This window comes from Micromonospora lacuserhaii (genome assembly GCF_036902735.1).
Taxonomy (GTDB): domain Bacteria; phylum Actinomycetota; class Actinomycetes; order Mycobacteriales; family Micromonosporaceae; genus Micromonospora.
Genome location: NZ_JBAKHO010000034.1, coordinates 29820 through 47334 on the forward strand (window position 1 = coordinate 29820; position 17515 = coordinate 47334).

Below are 17515 nucleotides of genomic sequence, written 5' to 3' on the forward strand. Positions count from 1 at the left end.
CTCGACGAGGATGATGGAGCGATGCCGGAACCGTTGGACGCCGCCCTGGCCGAGGTGCGGGCGCTGCTGCTCGATCCCGCGCTGACCCGCGCGGTCGCCGCCGGCCGCCGCCGTGGGCAACGCCCCTCGGTGGTCCGCGCCGAGCTGCGCCCGGTCGCCCTCAAGGCCGGCCCCCGGCTGCAGATCGCCACCTCCGACGGCGCGCGGCCGTACACCCGGAACGTGGCGCCGGGCGCGGAGGCCGACGCGGCGGTCGACGCGCTGCTGGCCGAGCCGTTCGGCAACTGGCACGTGGAGACGGCCGACGGGACCCTCCAGCTGCGGGTGACCAAGTCCGGGGAGGCGCAGGTGCACCGGGCCGCGGCGGTCCGGCCGGCCGCCGAGCCCGGCGGGCACGACCGCGCCAAGGAGTACCTGCTCGATCCGGGCGACCCCATCTTCGCCGAGATCGGCGGGTCGGCCGCCAAGCGCCGCCAGGTCGACGCCTTCCTCCGCGCGCTGGCCGCGACCCTGCCCGAGGACCTGACCGGCCCGCTGCGCGTGGTCGACCTGGGCTGCGGCAACGCGTACCTGACCTTCGCCGCGTACCGCTACCTCTCCCAGCGGGGCCTCGACGTCACGCTGGTCGGGGTGGACGTCCGCGAGGACCAGCGGCGGCGCAACACGGAGCTGGCCGAACGGCTCGGCTGGGGCGACGCCGTCTCGTTCGTGGCCGGCACCATCGCCGACGCGGTGGTGGAGCCCGCCCCGGACCTGGTGCTGGCGTTGCACGCCTGCGACACCGCCACCGACGAGGCGCTGGCCCGGGCGGTGCGCTGGGAGGCCCGCTGGGTGCTGGCCGCCCCCTGCTGCCACCACGACCTGGCCACCCAGCTGCGGGCCCGGCCGGCGCCCGCCCCGTACGAGTTGCTGACCCGGCAGGGCATCCTGCGGGAACGCTTCGCCGACGTGCTCACCGACGCGCTGCGCGCCGGGCTGCTGCGGCTGCACGGCTACCGGGCCGAGGTGGTGGAGTTCGTCGACTCCCGACACACGCCGCGCAACCTACTGATCCGGGCCCGGCGGACCGGCACCGCCCCCACCGGGGGGCAGCGGGCCGAGTACCGCGAGCTGGTGACGCAGTGGCAGGTCACGCCCCGGCTGGCGACCCTGCTGACGGACGAGCGGGAGGGCGCGGTCGGGCACTGACGGCCCGCCGCGACGACGTCGGCTGCCGGGGTCCCGGCCGGTCAGCGACGGCGGTCGCCGTTGCGCCCGCCCGGCCGCTCACCCTGGACGCCCCGCTCGAAGACCGACACCCGGTCGCCGTGCCCGCGGTACGACGGCTTGTCGTCCTCGGCCGGCTGGGTCGGGAACGGCACCACCTTGCCCTGCGTGTCGGCGTTGCCCGCGGCGGTGAAGGCGTTCCAGGAGATGTCCACCAGCAGCCGCTTGAGCTCGGCGTGCCGGACGGCCGCGCTGCGCTGAAGGGCCAGCCGGATGCCGAGCACCACGGCGACCAGGGTGGTGGTGACCGCCCCGGCGGCGGCCAGGACATGCGCCCCGGTGGCCTCCTCGCCGGTCAGCACCAGCACCAGCAGCCAGATCCAGCAGGCCAGGGCGAACACGCCGGCCTTGGCCACGAAGAAGAGACTGACCGCACCCGGGCGGTGCGGCACCGGACGGACGAGGTCGGCCATGCTGCTCCTCATCGATGTCGCGGGACGCACCGGGCGGCCCGGGGCCAGGTTGCGGTGGGTCTGTCGAGCTTAGTTGACGGGCGGCAATCGTCGCTGGCCACGACCGCTCCGCCGGCCTTCCCGCCGCGGGTCCCGCCGACGGGACGTTCGGGTCGATCGGTCAATTGCTTCTACGGACTGTCGTACTACCCTCGAAGGGCGCGACCGACACCGCGCCCGGTTCAAGAAAGGGACCATCCCGCACGCATGGGCTCCGCAGACGTTTCACCACAGATGGCCTTCGCGCGCTTCGTGCGACGCGCCATCGACGACGCCCGTGACGAGCGGGGGTGGACCGTGAGCGACCTCGCGGCGCACACCGGGGTCGGCCGGTCCACCGTCTTCCGCTGGCTCGCCGGCGACTGGCAGGACTACCCGGAGCTGGCCAAGGTGCGCGGGTTCTGCGCCGCGCTCGACCTGCCGGTGGCGGCGGCGTTCCGGGCGCTCGGTCTGCCCGACGCCGGCCCGGCCCCGCGCCGGCGCGCCGACGACGCCCCGGTGGAGGCGGACGTGCGGGTCATCCTGGACCGGCTCGCCGACCCGAGCGTGCCGGCCGAGGAGAAGCACCACATCCGCGACCTGCTCCGCTACCTGGCCCGCCGCCCGGTGCGCCGGGCCGGTTGAGCGGCCGGGTGTGCCGGGCCGGTTGAGCGGCCGACCGCCTCAGCTCACGGCACGTCGAGGGTGAACTCGGCGGTCCGCACCTCGCCCGCCACCTGGAAGTCCAGGAACATCCGGTAACGACCCGGTCCGGGCACGGTCGCCCAGAAGGTCACCGTGTCGCCGGCTGGCGCGGGTTCCGGGTGCACGTGCAGGTAGGCCAGGTCGCCCTCGCGGAGCGCGACCAGGTGGCCGTACGCGCCGAGGTAGCGCTCCAGCTCGGCCGGCGCGGCACCGGCGCGGACCTGGAAGCGCAGCGGTGCCGCCACGCCGACCCGCGGGGTGCCCTGCCAGCCGACGGTGAAGCCATCGACGGTGGCGCTGTTGGCCGGCGCCGGCAGCGGCCGCGGGTGGTAGCCGCCGGGCGCGACCAGGTCCACCCCGAGGGTGGCCGGGGTCTGCGCGCCGTCGTCGACGAGGGCGACGAAGTCGGCGTACGCCCGCCAGACGCCCGGCTGCGGCAGGGTCAGCGGTACGGACCAGGTGCCGTCGGGCGCCATCGTCGGGTGCAGGTGCTGGTAGCCGGTGAGGTCGCGGCGTACCACGATCAGGTGCATCGGCTTGTCGTGCACGACCGCGAAGCGGGTCGCCGGTCGCCGCCGGTCGTCGCGGATCTGGAACCGGAACTCCCCGGGCCGGCCGGCGGTGAACTCCCCGGCCGACGGGGTGAGGGTGTAACCGGCCGAGGTGACCGAGAGCCCGCCGGCCCCGTCGGTCCCCGCCGGGTCGGCGCCGCCGTCGTCGTGCGCGCCGGTGCCGGGGGCGTGCGCGTGCTCCCCGCCGGCGGTCGCACCGGCGGGGACGGCCACGGGAGCGCCCGGCCGGGGGTTGGCCCGGCCGAGGCCGAAGCCGAGCAGGACGGCGAGCACCAGCCCGCCGACGGTGAGCGCCAGCCGCAGGGTGCTCCGATCGGCACCGGCCGGGATCGGGCCACCGGTGCCGGAGCCGTCGCCGGCGACCGGCGGCACGTCCGCCGCCAGGTCGGCGGGCGCGGCCGGGTCGGCGGTCACCGGCCGGTCGGTCGGCTGCTCGGGCCCCGTCCCGGGTCGCTGGTCGGCCATGGCCCCACGGTACCGGCGGGTCGGTGACGGCACGGACCACGGTCGGTGACCGTGGCGACGGTCCCAATCGGCCCGGGCCGGGAACTTTTCCGGTGGTGGCCGGTCCCGGTCAGCCGGCCACGGCGAGGGCGAGCGGCAGCACGTCCGGCGCGCCGGCCCGGCGCAGCAGCCGGGCCACCATGGTCATCGTCCAGCCCGAGTCGACCAGGTCGTCGACGAGGAGCACCGGACCGTCCAGGCCGGTCAGGGCGGCGGCCAGCTCGTCGGGGACGGCGAAGGCGTCGTGCAGTGCGCGTACCCGCTGGGCGCTGTTGCCGCGCGGCCCGCCGGCCCGGGACGGGCCGGTGCGGACCACCCGGCCGAGCAGCGGCAGCCGGCCGACCGTGGCGATCCGCTCGGCGAGCGAACCGACCAGCGCCGGGTGGGTGCGCGACCCGATCGCGACCACACCGGCTGGGCGGCGCGGCCACGGGTCGTCGCCGCGCGCCCAGGCCTTCAGCACCTCGACCACGGCCGCGGCCACGTCGTCGGGGACCGGGGCGTCGGCCGCCTCCGGCCCGACCAGGCCGCGCAGCCGCCCGCCCCAGCCGAGGTCCGACAGCCGGCCCACGGCCCGCCCGGACAGCGACTGCTCGCCCGGGGGAATCCGCCCCTTCAGGGGTACGCCCACAGCCTCCAGCCCGGTCGGCCAGAGCTTCTTCGGCGCGATCTCCACGCCGGGGCGGCCGAGGAAGGTCTGCGCGGCACCGAGCGCGGCGGCCGAGACCTCGGCGGTGAAGAGCGGGCCGGCGCACCGGTCGCAGCGACCGCAGTCGGCCGCCCCGACGTCGTCCAGGCACTCGCGCAGGTAGCGCAGCCGGCAGTCCGCTGTGGTCGCGTACTCCCGCATGGCCTGCTGCTCGGCGGTGCGCGCCTCGGCGACGCGGCGCAACCGGGCCTCGTCGTAGACCCAGGGCTCCCCGGTGGCGAGCCAGCCCCCGCGGACCCGGCGGACCGCCCCGTCCACGTCGAGCACCTTGAGCATCAGCTCCAGCCGGGCCCGGCGCAGGTCGACGAGGGGTTCCAGCGCCTGGGTGGAGAGCGGCCGGTCGGGGCGCAGGGCGGCCAGCACCGCGCGGACCTGCTCCTCGGGCGGGAAGGCGAGCGAGGCGAAGTACCGCCAGATGGCCGCGTCCTCCACGCCGGGCAGCAGCAGCACCTCGGCGTGCGCGACGGCCCGGCCGGCGCGGCCGACCTGCTGGTAGTAGGCGATCGGCGAGGGCGGCGCGCCGAGGTGCACCACGAAGCCGAGGTCGGGCTTGTCGAAGCCCATGCCCAGCGCGCTGGTGGCGACCAACGCCTTGATCTTGTTGTCGAGCAGGTCCTGCTCGGCGGCGCGGCGGTCGGCGTCGTCGGCCTGACCCGTGTACGAGGCGACCGACCAACCCCGCGCGCGGAGGAACTCGGCCGTCTCCCCCGCCGCCGCGACGGTCAACGTGTAGATGATCCCGGAGCCGGGGAGCTGGTCGAGGTGGTCGGCGAGCCAGCCGAGCCGGTGCGCGGGGCTGGGCAGGTCGATCACGCCCAGCCGCAGCGACTCGCGGTCCAGCGTGCCGCGCAGCACGAGGGCGTCGCCGAGCTGCTCGGCGACGTCCTGGGTGACCCGGGCATTGGCGGTGGCCGTGGTGGCCAGCACCGGGGTGCGCTCGGGGAGGTCGGCGAGGAAGGTGCGCAGCCTGCGGTAGTCCGGCCGGAAGTCGTGCCCCCAGTCGGAGACGCAGTGCGCCTCGTCCACCACGAGCAGCCCGGTGGTCGCGGCCAGCTTCGGCAGGACGGTGTCCCGGAAGTCGGGGTTGTTGAGCCGTTCCGGGCTGATCAGCAGGACGTCGACCGCGCCGGCGTGGATCTCGGCGGTGATCTCGTCCCACTCGTCGAGGTTGGCGGAGTTGATGGTGCGGGCCCGGATGCCGGCTCGGACGGCCGACTCGACCTGGTTGCGCATCAGCGCCAGCAGCGGCGAGACGATCACCGTGGGGCCTGCGGCGTCGGGGCGCTCCCGCAGCAGCGCGGTGGCGACGAAGTAGACCGCCGACTTGCCCCAACCGGTGCGTTGCACGCAGAGCACCCGGCGCCGGTCGACCACCAGCGCCTCGATCGCCCGCCACTGGTCCTCACGCAGCCGAGCGTGCTCGCCGGCCAACCGGCGCAGCACCGCCTCGGCCCGCTCCCGTACCGCCGCCCGATCCTGACTCATCCGGCATTTCTACCAGCATGGCCGGACAGCCCCGTCGATCATGGGCGAGCGGCGGGGAAGCGGAAGATCGGGTGCGCCGCGACGCCGGCCAGGCTGCCGGTGTCGCCGCCGAGGTAGCCGCCGGCGTTGTTCACCAGCACGTCGACCGCCCGGTCCCCGACGGCTTCGACGACCCGCCCGACCTGCTCCGGATCGGTCAGATCGGCGGCGACCGCGGTCACCGCGTCCGCCCGCCCGCATTCCGTCGAGATCCGCCCCGCCGCGGCCGCCAGCACCGACTCCCGCCGCCCCACGACGATCACGTCGTACCCGTCGAGGGCCAGCACCCGCGCGACAGCCGCCCCGATCCCCGTCCCCCCGCCGCTCACCACGGCCAACCGCTCTCCCACAACCGCCTCCCCTGCACCCCGGATCCCCGTCGATCATGAGGTTAGCGGCGGCCCGGCCGGCGTGTCGCGCCGCAAACCTCATGATCAACGGCGGGTGGGGGTTCAGCGGCGGGGGCGGAGGGCGGCGCGGAGGGGGGCGAGGCGGGAGGTGAGGCTGGCCAGGCCGCCGGGGAAGAAGTAGACGGCCAGGATGAACACCGTGCCCAGGACGAAGAGCGGCTGGCTCAGCGGGTGGCTGAGGACTGCCGGGAGGGCGTTCACCGCGTCGGAGCTGCCGAACGCGGTGAGGCGGTGGTCCAGGTACATGTAGAGGATGCCGCCGAGCACCGGACCCCAGCGGGTGCCCGGGCCACCCAGCACCACCATGACCAGCAGGGACAGGGTCAGCTCAGAGGTGGTGACGTGCGGCGAGGCGCCGCCGACGATCAGGCAGTAGACCACCCCGCCGGCCGCGGCCAGGCCGCCGGCCAGGGTGAACGCCACCAGCTTGAACCGGTACGGGTCGAGCCCGAGCACCCCGATCCGCCGCTCGTCGTCGCGCAGCCCGGCCAGCACCCGCCCGGTCGGCGAGCCGGAGACCCGGTGCACCACCAGGACCACCAGCGCCAGGTACGCCAGCGCCAGCCAGTACAGGTTCACCGTGTTCGTCACCCCGACCAGGGCCGACGGCAGCCCGGAGACGTCCAGCGGCAGCCCCTCCTCGCCACCGGTGAAGCCCCAGAAGTCCCGGGTCACCAGGATCGCGGCGACCTGCGCGAAGGCGAGCGTGACCATGGCGAAGGCGATCCCGACGGTGCGCAGCGCGATCGCGCCGAGCAGCGCGGCCAGGATCGTCGCGCCGGTGACGGTGAGCAGCGCGGCCTGCCACAGCGGCAGGCCGGCCCGGGTGACCAGCACGTCGGTGCCGTACACCCCGGCGGCGAAGTAGAGCGCGTGGCCGAAGGAGAGCATCCCGGTCCGACCGAAGAGCAGGTCGTACCCGGCAGCCAGCCCGCCGAAGACCAGGCAGATGGCGAGCAGTTGCAGGGTGCCCGGCGAGTTCAGCGGCCCCTCGAAGATGCCCGGCAGGTTCACCGTCGAGTACGGCAGCACCGCCGCCACCGCCAGCGCCACCAGCGGCAGCCAGGGGCGCACCCCGTGCCAGCGCGAGTGCCCCGGCGTCAGCTCGTCGGGCACCGCCGCCGGCGGCGCCGGAACCTCGGGACTCCTGACGTCGGTCATGCGGTTGCCACCTTCCCGGCGAAGCCCTGCGGGCGCAGCAGGAGTACCACGGCGAGCAGCCCGACCACGCAGATGTCGCCCAGCCCGGACGTGCCGTAGTAGTTGACGAACTGTTGCAGCAGCCCCACCGCGACGGCCGCGTACGCGGACCCGACCACCGAGCCCATCCCGCCGATCACCACCACGATGAACGCGAAGATCAGCAGTGAGCCGCCCTGGCCGGGCGAGACGGTGCCGTAGAAGGTGCTGCCGAGCGCGCCGGCCAGCGCGGCGGCGGCCCCGCCGATCGCGAAGACCAGGGTGAACGCCTTGCGCACGTCGATGCCGAGCGCGGTGACCATCTCCCGGTTCTCCACCCCGGCCCGGATGACCAGGCCGTAGCGGGTCCAGCGGAGGAAGGCGAGCAGCGCGGCGAGCACCACCACGGCGGCGACGATCAGCAGCAGCCCGCCGTTGGGCACGTTCGCGCCGAGGACCGTCGTGGTGTCCCGGGTCCATTCCGGACGGGGGAACGGCCGTGCGTCGGCGCCCCAGGTGGCCTGGAGCAGCGCCACCCCGGCCAGCGACAGACCGACGGTGACCAGCACCTGCTCGATCGTGCGGCTGTACAGCGGCCGGATCAGCACCAGTTCCACCAGCACCGCCACCAGCGCACCGGCGAGCACTCCGAAGGCGACTGCCAGCACGAAGCCGAAGCCGTCCGCGCCGGCGCCGGGCAGGTTCCCGACCGCCCACCAGGTCGCGTACGCGCCGACGCCGAGGAAGAGCCCGTGCGCGAAGTTGAGCACGTCGGCGAGGCCGAAGACCAGGGAGAGCCCGGAGGCCACCAGGAAGTAGAGCGCGGCCAGGCCCAGCCCGGTCAGGGTCAGCAGGATCACCGTGCTCATGAGTGCACCTCCGAGGCGCCGACGCCGAGCAGCGACTTGGTCAGCGCGGTCTCCAGCAGCAACTCCCGGGCGTCACCGGCCCACGCCACTCGGCCCGCGGCGAGCACCACCGCGTCGTTGGCGAGCCGCCGGACCACGGCCAGGTTCTGCTCGACCAGCAGCACCGGCACGGACTCGGCCACCCGTTCGAGCACCTCGGCCACCTCGGTCACCACCTTCGGCGCCAACCCCTTGGTCGGCTCGTCGACCAGCAGCAGCCGGTTGTCGTTGAGCAGCACCCGGCCGATCGCGAGCATCTGCTGCTGCCCGCCGGAGAGCGAGCCGGCCCGTTGCCGTCCGCGCCGGTCCAGCTCCGGGAAGAGCGCGAACACCTTGTCGTACGCCGGGGTGGTGCCCCGCCGTTCGGCGAGCCGGAGGTTCTCGGCGACGGTGAGGCCGGCGAAGACGCAGCGGTCCTCCGGCACGTAGCCGAGCCCACCGCGGACCAGCCGGTGGGTGGGGCGGGCGAGCAGGCTCTGCGCGCCCATCCGGATCGCGCCGCGCACCTCGCCGTTGCGGGGGGTCAGCCCGACGATCGCGCGCAGCGTGGTGGTCTTGCCGACGCCGTTGCGGCCGAGCAGCACGGTCACCCCGGTCGGCGCGACCGTGAACGACACCCCCTGGAGGATGTGCAGCCCGGCGATCCGCACCGACAGGTCCTCGACCGCGAGGACGGGTTCACTCATAGCGCCTCTCCCAGGTACGCCTCCTGCACGGTGGCGTTGGCCATCACCGTGTCCGGGGTGTCGCAGGCCAGCAGCGCGCCGTGGTGCATCACGGCGATCCGGTCGGCCAGCTCCAGGATCACGTCCATGTGGTGCTCCACCATCAGCACCGACCGGCCGCTGTCGCCGGTCAGCGACTTGATGACGCTGACCAGCTCGGGCACGTCCTCGGCGCTGACCCCGGCCATCGGCTCGTCCAGCAGCATCACCCGGGGCTCCCCGGCGAGCAGCAGGGCGATCTCCAGCTTCCGCTTCTCGCCGTGGGCGAGGGTGCCGGCGAGCGCCGTACCCCGGTGGTGCAGGCCGACCCGGTCGAGCGCCGCGTCGGCGGCGGCGGCCACCTCCCGGTCGGCCGCCGCCCGCCGCCACAGCTTCATCGAGCCACCCCGGTGCGCCTGTACGGCCAACCGAACGTTCTCCCGGACGGTGAGCGAGCCGAAGACCGAGGACGCCTGGAAGGTGCGTCCCAGCCCGAGGCGGGCCCGCCGGTGCGGCGGGAGGGCGGTGATGTCCGCCCCGTCCAGCTGGATCCGGCCCTCGGTGGGCCGGCGCAGACCGGTGATCAGGTTGAACAGGGAGGTCTTGCCGGCGCCGTTCGGCCCGATCACGCCGAGGAACTCCCCGGGTGCCAGGTCGAGGTAGACGCTGTCGACGATGGCGACCTCACCGATCCGCCAGGTCAGACCGCGGGTGGCGAGCACGGATCAGCCCTTCATCTGGGTGACCGGCGGCGCGGTCTCGTCGCCGGTCAGGCTCTTCTGCGCGGCCGCGGTGAAGGTGGTCCCGCTGCCGGAGAGCTTGGCCTGGTACATCGGCTGGAGCAGGGCGTGGTCCTCGGCGCGGATCGTCATCGGGCCCTTGATCCCGTCGAACGACCAGCCCTCGAGCGCCTTGATCATCTTGTCGACGTCGTCGCCGCCCTCCTGCACCGCCCGGACCACCATCTGGGCGGCGGCGAAGCCGTCCGGGTGGAACAGGTCGAGCGTCCCGCCGGGGATCTTCGCCTTGGCCGCCTTGGCGACCTCGGTGTCGCTGGCCCCGTCGAAGTAGTGCGACAGGAAGGAGATCTTGCTGCCGGCGGCGCCGAAGGTCGGCCAGGAGGCCCGGATGTCCAGGCCGGTGACGACGGTGGTGGAGGAGAGCACGCCCTGCTGGTCGAGGGTCTGCCACATGGCCGGGGCGGTGGTGCCGGCCCAGGCGACGAAGAGCAGATCCGGCTTGGCGGCCTTGATCTGGCTGGCGAACGGGGTGAACTCGGAGGCGCTGGCCGGGGCGCGGACGCTGCTCACGGTGGCGCCGGCTCCGCCGATCACCTTCTTGACCGCGGCCTCGTTGGCGTCGCCGAAGGCGCCGTCCTGGGCGAAGACCACGACCTTCTTGCCGGTCGGGTCGCCGATGAACGACTTGGCGGTCACCACGTCCTGGTAGGACTGCCGGCCCGAGCGGAACGTGTACTTGTTGGCGCCGGTGACCGCGTCGGTGGCGGCCGGGCCGGAGATGAAGAGCGCCTTGTTCTGCGCCGCGATCGGCGCGACCTGGAGCGCGACGCCGGAGGCCGTCGACCCGGCGATGATCTTCGTGCCCTTGCCGATCAGGTCCTTGGCGGCGGAGACCGCCTTGGCCGGGTCGCCCGCGTCGTCGACCTCGGTCAGCTCGACCGTCCGGTCACCGACCTTGCCGGTGCCCTTGGTGGCGTAGTCGAGGCCGGCCTTGAACCCCTCGATGTACTGCTTGCCGTAGCTGGCCAGGGGACCGGACTGGGAGTAGACCAGGCCGACCTTGACCGGGGCGGAGCTGTCACCGCCTCCGGAGGCGGTGTCCTGCGGGCTGCCGCAGGCCGTGGCGGCGAGCGCCGCGGCCATCATCGTGGCGGCGGAGAGGAACGCCCGCCGGGTGTGCCGGACCGTCATCGCGACTCCAGGTGAGGACAGGATGCTGTGTTGTCGGCTCACGCTAGAAGTGACGTCACCCACGGGCTATGTGGCGACGCCACACAAGTGCTAAGGGTGGGGTGGCCGGCCGTAACAACGCCCGGGCGGGCCGGGGTGTGGGTCGGTGCCGCGATGGCCATCGCCCCCATCGCGGGAGCGGATGCTGTGTCTCGTCGCGCCATCGCCGCCGGTTCGCTCGCCCGCCCTTGCGGCGGTTGGTGAGAGGTGCGGGACGTCCTGCCCGTACGTCGGGGTCAGCTGGTTGTTCGGCGTCCGGCACCACCGTGGCGGTGCCGGTCAACACGTACTGCGGGGTGCTGATAGAGGGTCTTCCGCCTACCGATGCTTGGCCGGTCCACACGGCCCGTCGTGATCGGCCGGCTGAGAGCATCGGCGGCCGGCGTCGAGCCTCCGGTCACAGAACACCCAGTGGCGTACGGCCTGCGCGTCCTCCGCCGAAACCGTGGCGCCCGCGCGATCCACATCAGCCAGGAAGGCCAACGATCGGGTGATCGCTCGGGCGAACCGCAGCGCCGCTGGCAGGTCGGTGGCTACCACCGGCAGGTGGACGACGAACCGCTGCCGGCTCACCGTCGCGCGCCCGGGGCGAACCGGGACTGCCACGCGCGCAGCGCCCGCTTGATCCGCAGGTTCTCCTCGGCGGTCACCGCCAGCTCGCGTCGGGTCAGCGCCAGCTCGCCGGCGACCCGGTACAGGAAGGCGTGCACCTCCACCGGGTCGAGCCCGCGCTTCACCTGGTTGAACCGCCGATCCCGGATCTGCCCGGCGGTCAAGGGCCGGCACGACTCCGAGCGGTACCAGCCGGCGTTCGGCGGGCGCTCAGGGCACCGCCGGGCGGCGCGGCGGAACAGGAAGAACACGGTGCGCATGAGCCCCCTTCCGGGTCACTGCCGTCGGCCGAAGCCGGCCGTGGAGGGCGGCCCAGTCCGCCGATAGGGGACGCGGACCGGACCGCCCGGCCCCACGACCGCAGCCCACATCGGCGGTACGACCCCGGAGCCAACCTTGGTGTCCGCCCCCGAGGTTTGCCGAACCAACCGGAGCCGGACACTCAGCAACTTACGCCACTTACTAGCGTGAGTCCATCTCTCCGCGCCAACGAGCTCACTTATTGCAGATGCTGGCGCAGGTCCGGCATGATCGGAGGTGCCGAACCAACCGGAGCCTCTTCATGCCCACCGCACAGCCCGAGTTTCGCCGCATCGTGGACGACATCGTCGCCAAGATCAGAAGCGGTGAGTTCAAGCCCGGAGACAAGCTGCCGTCAACCAGCCAGCTCGCCGAGATCTACGGGGTCAGCAACAACACGGCCTACCGGGCGCTCGTCATCCTGCACGACCGTGAGCTCATCATCGGCCGGCAGGGACGCGGCACCTACGTCGCCGAACGCCCGTCGCCGTAGCTCGGGCGGCACCCGGCGCGGCAGCCCCGCAGACGCTACGAACTTGATGCCGCCAACGAATCACCGCTGCCCTCGCCGCGCGGTACACCGACCCACGAACGGCGTCCGGGCGCGGTCGACTCATGATTCGTCTGCGTCATCAGGTTCGTAGCGAGCGACGGGGCATCCGGATCGATCCGGACGCCCCGTCCTGTGTAGCCGAAGATCAACAACCGCCGGCGATCGCCAGGCGGCGGAATGCGGCGGTCAGTGCCCGGGCAGACCCGCGCGGGCGGCGACCGCGGTGTCCGGCTGGTCGGCGAAGACGCCGTCCAGGCCGAGGCCGAGGAAGAGCTCGTACTCGGACGTGATGTCGCCGCGGGCGTTCGGGTCGGCGCCGACCCGGAAGTCCGCCGGGAGGAACTGGTTCTCGGCGCGGAAGGTCCAGGCGTGCACGACCAGCTTCTCCCGGTGCGCGTCCCGGATGACCGTGGTCGGGGCGCGCAGCCTGCCGGTGGCGTCCCGGGGCACGATCAGGTTCTTGTTGAGACCCACCCCGTCGGCGTACTCCGCGATCCAGGCCAGCCCGGCGGCGGAGGCCAGGTCGGCGTAGGTGCGGGTGTCGCCGGCGGCGGTGAAGTCGTAGGGACGCCCGCTCGCGTCGAGCAGCTGCACCAGCGGCACGTCGATCATGCTGTCCAGCCTGCGCAGGTTCGCCGTCTCGAAGGACTGGATGAACACCGCGTCGTGCCGATGGGTCAGCCGGTTCTTCCGCAGGGTCGCCACCAGCGGCTCCTCCAACGCCAGCCCGATCGACGCGAAGTAGCTGGGGTGCTTGGTCTCCGGGTAGATGCCGATGGTCCGGCCCCGGTTACGGCTCTCCGTACGGGCCAGGTCGATGACCTCCTGGAAGGTCGGCACCTCGAACTTCCCGTCGAACGCCGTGTTGGCCACCCGCACCTGCGGCAGCCGCTCCTTGGCCCGCAGGGTCTTCAGCTCGGCCAGGGTGAAGTCCTCGGTGAACCAGCCGCTGACGGCCACCCCGTCGATGGTCCTGGTGGCCCGGCGGGCGGCGAACTCGGCGTGCGCGGCCACGTCGGTCGTACCCGAGATCTCGTTCTCGTGCCGGGCGACCAGCACGCCGTCCTTCGTCGAGACCAGGTCGGGCTCGATGTAGTCGGCGCCCATCCGGATCGCCAACCGGTACGCCTCCAGGGTGTGCTCCGGGCGGTAGCCGCTCGCGCCGCGGTGGCCGATCACGATGGGCCGGTGGGTGGCCCGGTCCGCGCGGCCCGCGCGGTCGGTGTCGTCCTCGCGGGCCGAGGCCGCGCCGGGCACGGCAACGGCCACCGCGAGCAGGGCGCAGGCCACACCAAGGGCGGAAAGGGTACGTCGCAACGCCGTCTCCTGTCGTCGATGAGTCGCGCCCCAGCAGACCGGTCGCCCCTGGCCGCCAGTTGGTCGGCGGCTGACCGCGAGGTGAACCCTCGCCGGGATGTGCGATTCACCGACCCCGCCCCGCCGGTAATCGGAAGATTGTCTGGTGCGCCGCTATTTTCGTCACCCCGTCCGGCTGGTGCCGTTCGGCTTCCTGGTGGCGATCGCGATCGGCACCGGCCTGCTGATGCTGCCCTGGGCGACCAGCGAACAGCACTACACCCCGCTGGTCACCGCGCTCTTCACCGCCACCTCCGCCGTCTCCGTCACGGGCATGGCCGTCAACGACACCCCGAACTACTGGAACGGCTTCGGGCTCGCGATGATCACCGTGCTCACGCAGATCGGCGGCCTGGGCATCCTCACCGGCGCCGCCCTGATCAGCCTCGCGGTGTCCCGACAGCTCGGGCTCCGCAACCGGCTGCTCGTGCAGGCCGAGACCGCCGAGTACGGCATAGGTGACGTCCGCCGGCTGCTGGTGCGCATCGCCGCCACGGTGGTTGCCACCGAGGCGTTGATGACCCTGATCATGAGTGGCCGGCTCTGGCTCGCCTACCACTACCCACCCGGCAGGGCACTCTGGTCCGGCGCCTTCCACGCCGTCCAGGCGTTCAACAACGGCGGGTTCAGCCTCTACTCGGACGGTCTGCTCGCCTTCTCCCAGGACCCGTGGGTGGCGCTGCCACTGGCCTTCGGCGCGATCATCGGCGGCCTCGGCTTCCCGGCGCTCTTCGAGGCGGCCCGGCACTGGCGGCGGCCGGCCCGCTGGACGGTCGCCACCAAGCTGACCATCTGGGGCAGCGCGGTGCTGCTGGTCGGCGGCTTCATCGCCCTGCTGCTGGCCGAGTGGACCAACCCGCGCACCATCGGCACCTACGACGGGCCCGGCAAGGTGCTCGCCTCGTTCACCCAGATCGCGCTCAGCCGTACCGGGGGCTTCGACGTGATCAACATCGAGTGGTTGAGCGAGGAGAGCTACCCGCTGCTGATCACGCTGATGTTCATCGGCGGCGGCAGCGCCAGCACCGCCGGCGGCATCAAGGTCTCGACCTTCTTCCTGCTGGCCTTCGCCATCTGGGCCGAGCTGCGCGGGGAGCCGGACGTCACCGTCGGCCACCGTCGGGTGGCCGTGGCCAGTGTGCGGCAGGCGCTGACCGTCGCCCTGCTCAGCGTGGCCCTGGTGGTGGTCGGCACGGTCGGACTGATCCTGATCACCGAGGGCGTCCGGTTCAACGAGTCGCTGTTCGAGGTGACTTCGGCGTTCAGCACCACCGGCCTGACCGTCGGGCTCACCCCGCAACTCCCCGAGCCCGGCCAGTACGTGCTGACCGTCCTGATGTACATCGGCCGGGTCGGCCCGCTCACCCTCGGCTCGGCGATCGCGTTGAACACCCGCCGCCGGCTGTACCGCTACCCGAAGGAGCAACCCATTGTCGGCTAGAGGAGATGGCGGCGGCGACGTCGCGGTGATCGGACTGGGCCGGTTCGGCTGCCACCTGGCCACGGCATTGAACCGGCTCGGTCACCAGGTGCTCGCCGTCGACCGGGACGCGAACCAGGTGCAACGCTGGTCGTCGACGCTGGACCGGGTGGTGCAGGCCGACGCCACCGAGGAGGCCGCCCTGCGCCAGCTGGGGCTCGGCGACTTCCACCGGGTGGTGGTCGCCATCGGCGCCTCGGTGGAGGCCAGCGTGCTCACCGTGCTGGCGCTGACCGAGGTGGGGGTGCCGCAGATCTGGGCCCGCGCCACCTCCGAGAAGCACGCCCGGATCCTCAACTCCGTCGGCGCCCACCACGTGGTCTTCCCCGAGGCGGAGATCGGCGAGCGGGTAGCCCACCTGATCGTCAGCCGGATGCTCGACTTCATCGGCTTCGGCGACGACTTCGCCATCGCCAAGGTGGCGGTGCCACCGCCGCTGGTCGGCCGGCCGCTGAGCGAACTGGCGCTGAGCGAGCAGCACGGGGTGCGGGTGGTCGGCGCGAAGGCGCCCGGGGAGCCGTTCCGCTACGCCACCCCGGACACGGTGGTCAGCACGGGCGGAGTGCTGATCGTGGAGGGCACCATCGCCCAGGTGCAGGAGTTCGCCGCCCTCCGCTGAGGGTCAGCCCCTGCCCTTACCGCCGTCGCCCCCCTTCCCCGCTACTTTCCACCTTTTCCCTTGCCCTCACCCGACCCCTTGGCCTTGCCCGCCTTCGCCTTGGACGACCCCGACCCGCCGCTACCCGAGGAGACCTTGGTCGCGCTCTTCGCGGGCGCCTTCGCCGGGACCTTCGGGGCCGGGGCGGTGCCGGCCACCCCGGAGACCCGTACGCCACAGGTGGCGTCGCCGACCTTGAACTCCACCGGCAGCGGGTTGCCCCCGGTGTACCGGCCGGACAGGGCGACCTTCTCCGAGGCGCCCGGGGCCAGCGCGTTCCGCCCGGCGGTGGGCACGACGCGCACGGTTCGGCCGTCCTGGTGCACCGCCGGGGTGGCCTTCGTGACGGACTGCTGACCGGGGAAGGTGAAGCTCATCGCCCAGTCCCGCAGCTCGCGGGTGCCGGTGTTGGTCAGGGTCAGCTGGGCTGCGAAGTCCCGGCCGGAGTCGCTGCGCAGCGCGTACTCGACCTCGCAGGGGCTGGCCTGCGGCAGGCCCATCCGCGCCTCGGTCGGCTCCTCGATCCCGCCGCTGGCGGAGCTGCCGGAGGTCACCCCCCACATCGCCGCGGTCACCGCGACCAGGCCGGCGGCGGCCACCCCGGCCTCGATGCGGCGCCGCCGGCCCAGCGCCCGCCGGCTGCGGGTACGGCCGGAGAAGGGCAGCGCGTCGGTGTCGGTCGACCAGGGCAGGATCGTGGTGCCGGCGTTGGCCAGCAGCGCCGGGTCGAACGTCCCCGGCGCCGGGGAGACCGGCACGGCCGCGAGCATCCCGGCCGCGTCGGCGAGGGTACGGGCCACCTCGGCGGTGGCCGGCCGGTCCGCGGGCCGCTTGGCCAGGCAGCGTCCGACCAGCTCGGTGACGTCCTCGGGCAGCCCCGGCACCTCGGGCATCGGCTCCGGGTCGTTGTACATGTGCGCGCGGAGCATCTCGGTGGTGGTGCTGGCCCGCCAGGGCAACCGGCCGGTCAGCATCCGGTAGAGCAGCAGCCCCACCGCGTACACGTCGGTGGCCGGGGAGACCTGGCCGTTGTCCAGCCGCTCCGGAGCGAGGTACGCGGGAGTGCCGAGCAGGGTGCCGTCCGGCCCCTTCTCGCTCTCCCCGACCAGCGCCGAGATGCCGAAGTCGACGACCTTCACCCCGGTGGGGGTCAGCATGACGTTGCCCGGGGTGACGTCCCGGTGGACCACGCCGCGGGCGTGCGCGGTGGCCAGGGCGGAGGTGACCTCCGCGCCGATGGTCACCGCCTCCCGCCAGGGCAGCTGCCCGTCGCGGCCGAGCCGCGCGGTGAGCGGGCCGCCGTCGACCAGTTCCATCACGACGTACGGCACGGTCAGCCCGACCTGCTCGCTCTCGCCGTAGTCGTACACGTTGGTGATGTTGGGGTGGCACAGCCGGGCGGCGGCCTGGGCCTCGATCCGGATCCGGTGCCGGAACGCCTTGTCGCTGGCCAGCCGCGAGGCGAGCACCTTGATCGCGACCTGGCGGCCGAGCACCTCGTCGTAGCCACGCCACACCACGGACATGCCGCCCGCGCCCAGCTGCTCGACCAATCGGTACCGCTCACCGAGGAGCTGGGCCCCGTTCCTGACTCCTCCACGCATGGTCAGAGGTGTTGCCCGGGAAGGTGGGGGCTACACCTCAATGGTCGCAATCGGTCAGGATTGTCACCCG

General features: G+C 73.3%; 16 protein-coding genes and 1 pseudogene. 5 read left to right on the top strand and 12 right to left on the bottom strand.

Going from position 1 to position 17515, the window contains the following annotated elements; genetic code table 11:
• Nucleotides 1–21 precede the first annotated feature (21 nt).
• Nucleotides 22–1188 carry a class I SAM-dependent methyltransferase gene (locus V6U81_RS20110; RefSeq protein WP_334491399.1) on the top strand — a complete coding sequence of 389 codons (1167 nt, stop codon included), beginning with the start codon at nucleotides 22–24 and terminating at the stop codon, nucleotides 1186–1188.
• Nucleotides 1189–1229: 41 nt separating this feature from the next.
• Here the strand turns inward: V6U81_RS20110 and V6U81_RS20115 are convergent, their stop codons facing one another.
• Entirely contained in the window at nucleotides 1230–1679 is a 450-nt protein-coding gene (locus V6U81_RS20115; RefSeq protein WP_334491400.1) for a hypothetical protein, read from the bottom strand.
• A gap of 246 nt (nucleotides 1680–1925) precedes the next feature.
• Here V6U81_RS20115 and V6U81_RS20120 point away from each other — a divergent pair, with 246 nt between their 5' ends.
• Entirely contained in the window at nucleotides 1926–2342 is a 417-nt protein-coding gene (locus V6U81_RS20120) for a helix-turn-helix domain-containing protein (protein ID WP_334491401.1), read from the top strand.
• A gap of 44 nt (nucleotides 2343–2386) precedes the next feature.
• Here the strand turns inward: V6U81_RS20120 and V6U81_RS20125 are convergent, their stop codons facing one another.
• The 9 genes and pseudogenes from V6U81_RS20125 to V6U81_RS20165 all read right to left on the bottom strand — a co-directional run bounded on the left by V6U81_RS20125 (nucleotide 2387) and on the right by V6U81_RS20165 (nucleotide 11754).
• Nucleotides 2387–3439: a hypothetical protein gene (locus tag V6U81_RS20125; RefSeq protein WP_334491402.1), complete on the bottom strand. Its 1053-nt coding sequence runs from the start codon at nucleotides 3437–3439 to the stop codon at nucleotides 2387–2389.
• A 109-nt stretch (nucleotides 3440–3548) separates the two neighbouring features.
• Complete coding sequence (locus V6U81_RS20130) at nucleotides 3549–5672, bottom strand: RecQ family ATP-dependent DNA helicase (protein ID WP_334491403.1); 2124 nt, start codon at nucleotides 5670–5672, stop codon at nucleotides 3549–3551.
• A 77-nt stretch (nucleotides 5673–5749) separates the two neighbouring features.
• Nucleotides 5750–6061: pseudogene (locus V6U81_RS20135) on the bottom strand (SDR family NAD(P)-dependent oxidoreductase); the annotation flags it as partial.
• A gap of 102 nt (nucleotides 6062–6163) precedes the next feature.
• Nucleotides 6164–7282: a branched-chain amino acid ABC transporter permease gene (locus tag V6U81_RS20140; RefSeq protein WP_334491404.1), complete on the bottom strand. Its 1119-nt coding sequence runs from the start codon at nucleotides 7280–7282 to the stop codon at nucleotides 6164–6166.
• Complete coding sequence (locus V6U81_RS20145) at nucleotides 7279–8169, bottom strand: branched-chain amino acid ABC transporter permease (protein WP_334491405.1); 891 nt, start codon at nucleotides 8167–8169, stop codon at nucleotides 7279–7281. Before V6U81_RS20145 ends, V6U81_RS20140 begins: the two co-directional genes overlap by 4 nt.
• The gene (locus V6U81_RS20150) at nucleotides 8166–8894 is read right to left on the bottom strand and encodes an ABC transporter ATP-binding protein (protein WP_334491406.1); all 729 of its coding nucleotides are present in this window, start codon (nucleotides 8892–8894) and stop codon (nucleotides 8166–8168) included. Before V6U81_RS20150 ends, V6U81_RS20145 begins: the two co-directional genes overlap by 4 nt.
• Entirely contained in the window at nucleotides 8891–9634 is a 744-nt protein-coding gene (locus V6U81_RS20155; RefSeq protein WP_334491407.1) for an ABC transporter ATP-binding protein, read from the bottom strand. The genes V6U81_RS20150 and V6U81_RS20155 overlap by 4 nt, the downstream gene beginning before the upstream one ends.
• Before the next feature lie 3 nt (nucleotides 9635–9637).
• Nucleotides 9638–10843 (bottom strand): substrate-binding domain-containing protein, encoded by a 1206-nt coding sequence (locus V6U81_RS20160; protein ID WP_334491408.1) that lies wholly within the window; start codon nucleotides 10841–10843, stop codon nucleotides 9638–9640.
• A 608-nt stretch (nucleotides 10844–11451) separates the two neighbouring features.
• Nucleotides 11452–11754 (bottom strand): DivIVA domain-containing protein, encoded by a 303-nt coding sequence (locus V6U81_RS20165; RefSeq protein ID WP_334491409.1) that lies wholly within the window; start codon nucleotides 11752–11754, stop codon nucleotides 11452–11454.
• A 302-nt stretch (nucleotides 11755–12056) separates the two neighbouring features.
• On the opposite strand from V6U81_RS20165, the gene V6U81_RS20170 reads away from it, so the two are divergent.
• Complete coding sequence (locus V6U81_RS20170) at nucleotides 12057–12287, top strand: GntR family transcriptional regulator (RefSeq protein ID WP_334491410.1); 231 nt, start codon at nucleotides 12057–12059, stop codon at nucleotides 12285–12287.
• Nucleotides 12288–12533: 246 nt separating this feature from the next.
• Here the strand turns inward: V6U81_RS20170 and V6U81_RS20175 are convergent, their stop codons facing one another.
• A complete protein-coding gene (locus tag V6U81_RS20175; protein ID WP_334491411.1) occupies nucleotides 12534–13664 on the bottom strand; it encodes a glycerophosphodiester phosphodiesterase in 1131 nt (376 codons plus the stop codon).
• 145 nt (nucleotides 13665–13809) lie between these two features.
• Here V6U81_RS20175 and V6U81_RS20180 point away from each other — a divergent pair, with 145 nt between their 5' ends.
• A complete protein-coding gene (locus V6U81_RS20180; RefSeq protein ID WP_334491412.1) occupies nucleotides 13810–15144 on the top strand; it encodes a TrkH family potassium uptake protein in 1335 nt (444 codons plus the stop codon).
• A complete protein-coding gene (locus V6U81_RS20185; protein WP_334491413.1) occupies nucleotides 15134–15802 on the top strand; it encodes a potassium channel family protein in 669 nt (222 codons plus the stop codon). Before V6U81_RS20180 ends, V6U81_RS20185 begins: the two co-directional genes overlap by 11 nt.
• A gap of 41 nt (nucleotides 15803–15843) precedes the next feature.
• Here V6U81_RS20185 and V6U81_RS20190 read toward each other — a convergent pair whose 3' ends face one another.
• Entirely contained in the window at nucleotides 15844–17445 is a 1602-nt protein-coding gene (locus tag V6U81_RS20190) for a protein kinase domain-containing protein (protein WP_334491414.1), read from the bottom strand.
• Nucleotides 17446–17515 lie beyond the last annotated feature (70 nt).